Origin of the sequence: Paenibacillus sp. YIM B09110 (genome assembly GCF_037167145.1) — a bacterium.
Lineage (GTDB): Bacteria > Bacillota > Bacilli > Paenibacillales > Paenibacillaceae > Pristimantibacillus.
Genome location: NZ_JBANSP010000033.1, coordinates 53,277 through 60,506, shown reverse-complemented (window position 1 = coordinate 60,506; position 7,230 = coordinate 53,277). Strand labels below are relative to the sequence as shown.

The following is a 7,230-nucleotide window of genomic DNA, read 5'->3' as shown; positions in this document are numbered from 1 at the left end:
TTTCCATTTTCGCGCAAGAAAAAGAGCAAGTTATCTTTTCGATAACCTGCTCTTTCCTTAACTTCGGCTCTTCGCCTTAACTTAATGACATTGCCCAATGGGGTGCCTTCTTAACGTTACTGTATAAAGGGTACCATCAGCAACCTGAACCAATCATGATTTTGAGACCGGGTGCTCCGTTTCGATCGGCACCCACTTGCCTTGTTTAATGAGCTCAATTGCCCTACGTGTGCCTCTGTTTGTCAGCGGGGTCGAGCCCGTCGACACGAGCTTGGGAAACGGGTACGGCGAAGGCATTATTCATGCGGATTACACGCATTCCCTGGTCGGGACGCTGCTCATCGCCTTCATCCGACGTTCAAGGAGACGTTCGAGGTTATGCTGGTCGGCATTCGCAAGCGTGTGCGCGACCATGTCGGGCAAGCGTAATTACCACTATGGCGCGAGATGATTTCGACTTTTGCCATTTTGATTTTGCCGCAAGCAAACAAACAAGCCGGTCCCCTGCGGGCCGGCGTTCTTATCATAAATCAGCGTGCTCTGCTTGTCGATAGGAATGAGGTAAGTATTCTATCAATAAACGAATTCACGATCAGTGGGACATCCCAGGCTCTCGAAGACTTCACGTGCGGCAGCATCGACCGGCAGAAAAACCGTAATTTGCGGATATATACGGCTACCTACGGAAATAGAAACCTGTCTATAGCGAATGGGAACCAGCTCGCCGGAGCTTTCGTTTCTGGCCAATATGGTTTGCGTATGATCCGTTTCTTCCTCTGCATCCAGCACATTTAAATATTCGCCCGCGTTATATTTCTGGAATTTGCACATCAAATTTTGATACCACGCATCATAACGGGAAAGTATGTGCTGTCGCTTAAACGCATGTATCCCGTTTATGGCATGTACCTGCCACTTCTCAAAAGACGCTTTATCGAAAGTTGAGCGGGACTGGATAGGCAAGTCGGAATTGAAATGGAAATCTATCCTGTTCATTAGGCCATCGTACGAGCGGTCTAGCGGGATATCGAATAAATGGCGAAACGGCTCGTTAATCCCCTTGATCTCCTGCGTGTGTGTTGCGATCATGGCAGGAAAAAGAATACCTCTCATCGTTTGATGAGCCCACTCCAATGCACGCTCCAGCGCCCGCCCCTCCAATTCAGTCTGAATCGGAAGGTAACCGGCTGCCATTAGCAGATCATTACGCTCGTCGGAAGTACAATCAAGATATCCTGCAATATTGATGATCGTCTGGCGATCCGGTATCCGGCGGGAACGCCCCACCAATAGATTTTTATAGGAAGGAAATGCCTCGTCATTCAGCTCTTGTTGGGTAAATCGCTTTAAGAACGGGTGAGGCCGGTCGCCAAGCTCGTGCTGGCGATTCATCCGCAACGCTTCAATCTCTCCCAATATGAGTTTAAGTCTAGAATCCTCTGTGGGTATATCCATCTTCTCCACCCTTCTTTAAGAAGTGTAGTTTTACACTTGGGATTATCATCCATTCAAATTATACTCCTCAATGAAAACCAATGTCATCTAATGACACAGTATTGGAGGAGATACGATATGATTCGTGCCGTAGTAATCGATCCGCTGGCTCCGTCACATTTGGCGTTCAAGGAAGTTGACGCGCCACAGGCCCAGCCTTGGGAAGCAATCGTGCAAGTGAAGACCGTCTCTCTTAATCGCGGAGAAGTGAGGGATGCTACGGAACAGGAAACATCAAGTCGGCCCGGTTGGGATTTTGCCGGAATTGTCATCGAGCCGGCCAAGAGCGGCGCAGGTCCGCAGAGAGGAGCCCGGGTTGTCGGTTTGATCCCGATGGGAGCTTGGAGCGAGCAAGTTGCTACCCCCGTTTCGATGTTGGCCCAAATCCCGGACAAACTCACTTTTACGGAAGCGGCGACCTTACCCGTAGCGGGCCTGACGGCGCTTAATGCACTTAGAAAAGGCGGCATGCTGCTCGGAAAGCGTATTTTCATTACAGGATCTACCGGTGGAGTTGGGCTGTTCGCCCATCAGCTTGCCGCCCAATCCGGAGCATACGTTGTAGGTGTGGCCAGCACGGAAGAGAAGGCCGAGCTTGTTCGAGAAGCCGGAGCTGATGAAGTTGTCATTGGATATTCGGCAACTTCATCAGCCCGCCAATTCGGTCCTTACGATCTGATCATCGATTCGGTAGGCGGCGATACACTAGCGGCGTTGCTGCCACAGCTTGCGCCGCTAGGTATTTGCGTTGCAGCAGGATTTTCCTCTTCGAAAACCGCGACGATCGATATGATGAATCTGGTGGCCAGCGGAGGTAGAACATTGTACGGTTTCTTTCTCGGAGACGAAATCACTCGTCAATCAGCTGCGGACGATCTGAGTTTGCTTGCCCGACTGGTCGCAGATAAGCGGCTAACGCCACGGATCGCAGTGGAGGCGCCGTGGACCGAAATTGACACCGTCGCCCGCAATCTGATGGAGCGGAAATTCTCCGGCAAAGCCGTGCTTCACTTGGATTAATTCTTACCTCCATAAACTACCGCATTACATGATTTGTTATTTGGATATGCTAACTGCTTCATATAAAAATTACGAACTATTTGTGGTAGGGTTCCCCCCGATTGATCTTTACCGCGCGATAAATCTGCTCCACCAGCACCAGCCGCATAAGCTGGTGCGGCAACGTCATGCGCCCGAAGCTTAGCTTCTGCTGGGCGCGCTGCAATACAGCGGGAGCGAGCCCGTTGCTCCCGCCAATGACGAAGGCCACATGGCTCCGCCCATATGTGGCCAGCTTATCGAGCTGCGTCGCGAGATCCTCGCTCGACCACAGCTCGCCATCAAGAGCAAGCGCGACGACATGCGCGTCCGGCTTCAGCTGCGCCAGAAGCCGCTCGCCCTCGCGGTCGCGCACAATCGCTTCCTCCGCCGGACTCATCGTCTCCGGCGCCTTCTCATCGGGCACTTCCGTGAGCGTAAGCTTCACGTAAGGCCCGAGCCGCTTGGCATACTCCGCGATGCCAAGCACCAAATATTTTTCCTTCAGCTTGCCAACCGCCGCTATCTGTATATGCATAAGCTGTGCTACACATCCTTTTCCTAGTTGGTCCCAGCATAGCAGAAAATAACCCATGATGTGAAGCGAAGCCCCATCGCACTACGCTTAAAAGGTTACTCCTCTTCATCCTTCACACCCAGCAGCTGCCCTGCAAATCCCCTATTCCCTCTTCTTTAACTAGCATTGCTTTGTGATAAACTACTGCTAAAGGAGTTGATTCGAAATGGATATTTTTCGTACGCTTGCTGAGGAGAAGATACGCGAGGCCATGCGCAAAGGGGAATTCGACAATCTGCCCGGCGCCGGCAAGCCGCTTCCTCCGGACGATATGGACAACGTGCCGGAGGAGCTCCGAGTTGGCTACAAGCTGCTCAAGAACGCCGGGATGCTCCCGGAGGAAATGCAGCTTCGCAAAGAAATGATCACGCTTGGCGATCTCATATCCGCCTGCCAGAACGATACCGAACGCCAAAAGCTTCAAGGCCAGTTATCCGCCAAGAAGCTTCGCTATCAAACTATAATGTCCGAACGCGGCTGGGCATCATCCGAAGCATTCGTCGATTACCAGCGCCAAATTATACAGAGGCTGCTCGACAAGGACGAGAATTGACTCATAGCACCGCACCCATCCATTCCTGCCGTAAAGAACAGCCGCTGACCGAATATATTCCCGTTACACCACTAGGAAAGTGGCTGCTTCTTCACATAGATCACACTTGCGCGGCGGATCCCAATCCGCGAACTGCGTCTCCTTCAAATCGACCACGTCCGGCGCATCCTCATACTCATCTACGAATCTATCTAACGCGTTCTCAATATGAGCTTTACATACACAATACATAATCTGCTCGCTTCCTATCCCTAGTTGATAATTTGATTTTGTTCGCTATCTCCAGCATATCAGAAAATGTCGTATGCTGTGAAGTTAAGAAGTACGTTAGAAGTTTCCAATGCAACCAAACGGTCGCTAATCACTTAACAATTATTATGCTTTTTTTAACCAAGTAACGAATCCTAGAACGCTTATTCGCTGTTTCAACCTATATTCCGCATCCTTACGAATCCAGCGAACCTTATTCACCCAAGTACGATGCATTAGAGTGCCTTTTCAGAGAAATAAGTGTTTCTGGATTCGTTAGTAACCCAATTCCCTCTCTTATCCAACAATAAGCGCTTCTGAATTCGTTAGGCAAAAGCAAACATACAAAAAAACAGGATACAAACGGTCGCCCGTTCGCATCCTGTATCCATGTATCCTTCATCTTGCAAATACATCCTTATTCTGCGCTCAAAGGGTTACTCCTCGTCATCCTTCACGCCCAGCTTGAACTTCGTCGTCTTCAGCTCGCCCTCACGGTAGAACGTGACTTCGATCTCGTCGCCGATTTCCTTCTGGTCGTACAAGTATTTGCGGAGCTCCATCGTGCTGCCGATCGATTGACGATCCAGCTTCACGATCACGTCGTTGAACGCTAGGCCGGCATCCAGAGCTGGACCGACCGCCTCGAGCACGATGACGCCGTCATACACCTCATCCGGCAATCCAAGCTCCTGACCGCCTTCTTCAGCTGTTGCCTCATCCTTGTCTTTCGCCTTCGGCTCCTCGCCGCCGTCCTCTTCCTCGGACAATTCGCCTTCGAAAGCTTCCGCCATGCTCTGTTGTTCCCAATATTGCTCCAGGTCCATCGTATACACGCCAAGGTACGGTCGCGGCACGAAACCATTTTTGAGCAGACTCTCGATGACCGGCATTGCGTTGTTGATCGGAATAGCGAAGCCGATGCCTTCGACGCCGAAGTCGGCGATCTTCATACTGTTGATGCCAACCACATGGCCGTTCATATCAATCAAAGGACCGCCGCTGTTGCCTTGGTTAATAGACGCATCGATCTGAATAACCTCTTGCTCCCAATCATACACGCCATCTTGGTTCAGCGAGACAGGAATGATCTGATGTGTCCGGCTGACGATGCCCTGCGACAATGAATCGCCAAGTCCGAGCGGATTGCCGATCGCAATGACGAACTCTGCTGCGCGAAGCGCCGAAGAATCGCCGATCTCTGCCACTACATCAATACCCTTCGCATCGATCTCCAGTACCGCTAGATCGGTAATCTGATCTTTGCCGACGATACGCGCCTCGCGCTTCTCGCCATTCATGAGAACAGCCTTCACGGATACCGCTTTGTCGATTACGTGATGATTCGTCACGATGATTGCCTTGCCGTCGCTCTTCGATATAATAACGCCCGAACCGACGCCAGCCTCGCGCAGCGTGCCCTTGTCCTCGCTGCCTTCCTCTAGCGCCTCGCCTCCGAGCGAATACATTTGCTCGTTCACAATACTGACGACGGCCGGTCTTACTTTAGCCGACGCTTGAATAGCCCGCTCCGACGCGTCCATCGTCTGGATGACCCCGGCTGCGGCCTTCGCGGAAGGGCCGCTTCCGCTATCTCCAGCACCGCCGTAGAACGCTCCGAACAATAGAGTCGCAGCGATGGCGCTGGTGAAAGATGATACGAAGGCGACCTTTACATTGGACCATTTTCGGCCGCCACTTTTATAAGGAAACGCAAAGTCTTCTCGCTTGCTGACACGCGCGCGCCGAGAAACCTTTGTCGAGTAGAAATCGTCGTCGAATAAGCCCATCGCTATCGCTCCTCTCAATGTCTACCGACATCAAGACTATTTTTTGGTATCTAGGAATGTTTTCGGAAGAATTGACTAAAATAATAATAGATTCGTTAGAAAGCACAATCATTTCTACAGTTTTTGCTGCATCATTTTTCATAGTCATAGCGTTCATGTAACTATTCGTTCATTGAAGGAGAGAAGCCCTTATGAAATCCAAATCCCCCGCTTCATGGGAGCATGTTCAGCTCGTTGCCAAGCTCGCAGATCTGAAGGATGATCATTACCGCACCGTCCTCGCTCTTAGCGCCATGCTAGAGCTGTTCATAGAGAAAGGCCTGCTTACGAGAGAAGAGCTTAGCGCCAAGCAAGAAGAGCTTGATGCACAGATGGAATCGCTTATTTCCGCCTCACTTCATCCCATGGGGTAGGTTTGTCATGATGCGTCTCGCGCAGCGGATGCTCTTCCTTCTTATAAAATATTCCGTGGTCTTCCAATATAGAATTGACCGTCAATTTCGCTAAGTCCATTACATTATGGTCAAGGCTTAGATGAGCCAAATAGACGCGTTTCGTTCGGTCCGTCATGAGCTCGCACAACGCCTCGCCTGCCGCTACATTCGATAAATGGCCGACATCGCTCAAGATTCGGCGCTTAATATTCCAAGGATAACGCCCCATGCGGAGCATTTCCGTATCGTGGTTCGATTCGAGCACCAGCACATCGGAGTCAATGATCTGACGCTTCACCTTCTCGCTTACATAACCTAGGTCTGTAGCCAGACTGAGCTTCTCGCCCCGCTCTTCGAACGTGTACCCGACCGGCTCCGCCGCATCATGCGAGATCGGATAAGACTGTACCTTCATCGGTCCAAAATCAAGCGCCTCGCCCGTCTCCATAATGACGCGCTTCTCAGGTGCAATATTGCCGACGTGACGCTCAAGCGCGCCCCACGTTGCCTCGTTCGCATAGATCGGCAGCTCGTATTTGCGCGCGAACGCGCCTAATCCTTTAATATGATCGGAATGCTCATGCGTAACGAACAGCGCGTCTATGTGATGTCCGGCTATCCCTTGCTCCCGCATGACCTCATCCAGCTTCTTCATGCTGAGTCCCGCGTCGACAAGCACCGTCTTCTCGCTGCCCTGTACGATTGTCGCATTTCCTGTTGAACCGCTTGCCAGTACCGTGAATCGTAATCCCATAACCGCCCGTCCTATCCCTTCTGCCCATACATACGGCATACGCACGTATCTATCTATCATTTCTCTCTAGTTTCGCAATATCCTGTCTATCAACGGCATTTACTAGAAATTAGCAGTCAAATTCCCGCTAATTGGCTGCTCCCGCTGAAATAACTGGAATTTCTCCCGTTGTTGTCATGCTCATCGACTGCTTTAACCAAATAGCTGGAATTACTCCTGTTAATAGGGCCGGTTTTCAAGCAAATGGATGATATCAACGAAATTAACAGGAGGAATTCCCGTTATTCTATATTTTGGTTTCACTTCTCCATATATAACTGGACGAATTCCCTTTATTTTAA

The 7,230-nt window shown here is 50.7% G+C and carries 9 protein-coding genes; 4 read left to right on the top strand and 5 right to left on the bottom strand.

Annotated features, from left to right (window positions below; translation table 11 throughout):
• Positions 1 to 208: 208 nt before the first annotated feature.
• The gene (locus V8F51_RS28420) at positions 209 to 451 is read left to right on the top strand and encodes a hypothetical protein (protein WP_337103878.1); all 243 of its coding nucleotides are present in this window, start codon (positions 209 to 211) and stop codon (positions 449 to 451) included.
• A 122-nt stretch (positions 452 to 573) separates the two neighbouring features.
• Here the strand turns inward: V8F51_RS28420 and V8F51_RS28415 are convergent, their stop codons facing one another.
• Positions 574 to 1,455, bottom strand: a complete 882-nt coding sequence (locus V8F51_RS28415) for a hypothetical protein (RefSeq protein WP_337103877.1) — start codon at positions 1,453 to 1,455, stop codon at positions 574 to 576.
• A gap of 117 nt (positions 1,456 to 1,572) precedes the next feature.
• On the opposite strand from V8F51_RS28415, the gene V8F51_RS28410 reads away from it, so the two are divergent.
• Positions 1,573 to 2,514, top strand: coding sequence for a zinc-binding dehydrogenase (locus V8F51_RS28410; protein WP_337103876.1), 942 nt, complete (start codon positions 1,573 to 1,575; stop codon positions 2,512 to 2,514).
• Positions 2,515 to 2,590: 76 nt separating this feature from the next.
• On the opposite strand, the gene rlmH is transcribed toward V8F51_RS28410, so the two are convergent.
• On the bottom strand, positions 2,591 to 3,070 hold the full coding sequence (gene rlmH, locus V8F51_RS28405) for a 23S rRNA (pseudouridine(1915)-N(3))-methyltransferase RlmH (protein WP_337103875.1): 480 nt from the start codon (positions 3,068 to 3,070) through the stop codon (positions 2,591 to 2,593).
• Positions 3,071 to 3,275: 205 nt separating this feature from the next.
• Here rlmH and V8F51_RS28400 point away from each other — a divergent pair, with 205 nt between their 5' ends.
• Positions 3,276 to 3,662, top strand: coding sequence for a DnaJ family domain-containing protein (locus V8F51_RS28400; protein ID WP_337103874.1), 387 nt, complete (start codon positions 3,276 to 3,278; stop codon positions 3,660 to 3,662).
• Positions 3,663 to 3,725: 63 nt separating this feature from the next.
• Here the strand turns inward: V8F51_RS28400 and V8F51_RS28395 are convergent, their stop codons facing one another.
• The gene (locus V8F51_RS28395; RefSeq protein ID WP_307204279.1) at positions 3,726 to 3,893 is read right to left on the bottom strand and encodes a CxxH/CxxC protein; all 168 of its coding nucleotides are present in this window, start codon (positions 3,891 to 3,893) and stop codon (positions 3,726 to 3,728) included.
• Positions 3,894 to 4,348: 455 nt separating this feature from the next.
• Complete coding sequence (locus tag V8F51_RS28390) at positions 4,349 to 5,701, bottom strand: S1C family serine protease (protein ID WP_337103873.1); 1,353 nt, start codon at positions 5,699 to 5,701, stop codon at positions 4,349 to 4,351.
• Between the two features lie 191 nt (positions 5,702 to 5,892).
• Between V8F51_RS28390 and V8F51_RS28385 the strand changes: the two genes are divergently transcribed.
• Positions 5,893 to 6,114 (top strand): hypothetical protein, encoded by a 222-nt coding sequence (locus V8F51_RS28385; protein ID WP_337103872.1) that lies wholly within the window; start codon positions 5,893 to 5,895, stop codon positions 6,112 to 6,114.
• Here V8F51_RS28385 and V8F51_RS28380 read toward each other — a convergent pair.
• Complete coding sequence (locus V8F51_RS28380; protein WP_337103882.1) at positions 6,083 to 6,889, bottom strand: MBL fold metallo-hydrolase; 807 nt, start codon at positions 6,887 to 6,889, stop codon at positions 6,083 to 6,085. The two genes, V8F51_RS28385 and V8F51_RS28380, sit on opposite strands and share 32 nt — an antisense overlap.
• Between the last annotated feature and the right edge of the window lie 341 nt (positions 6,890 to 7,230).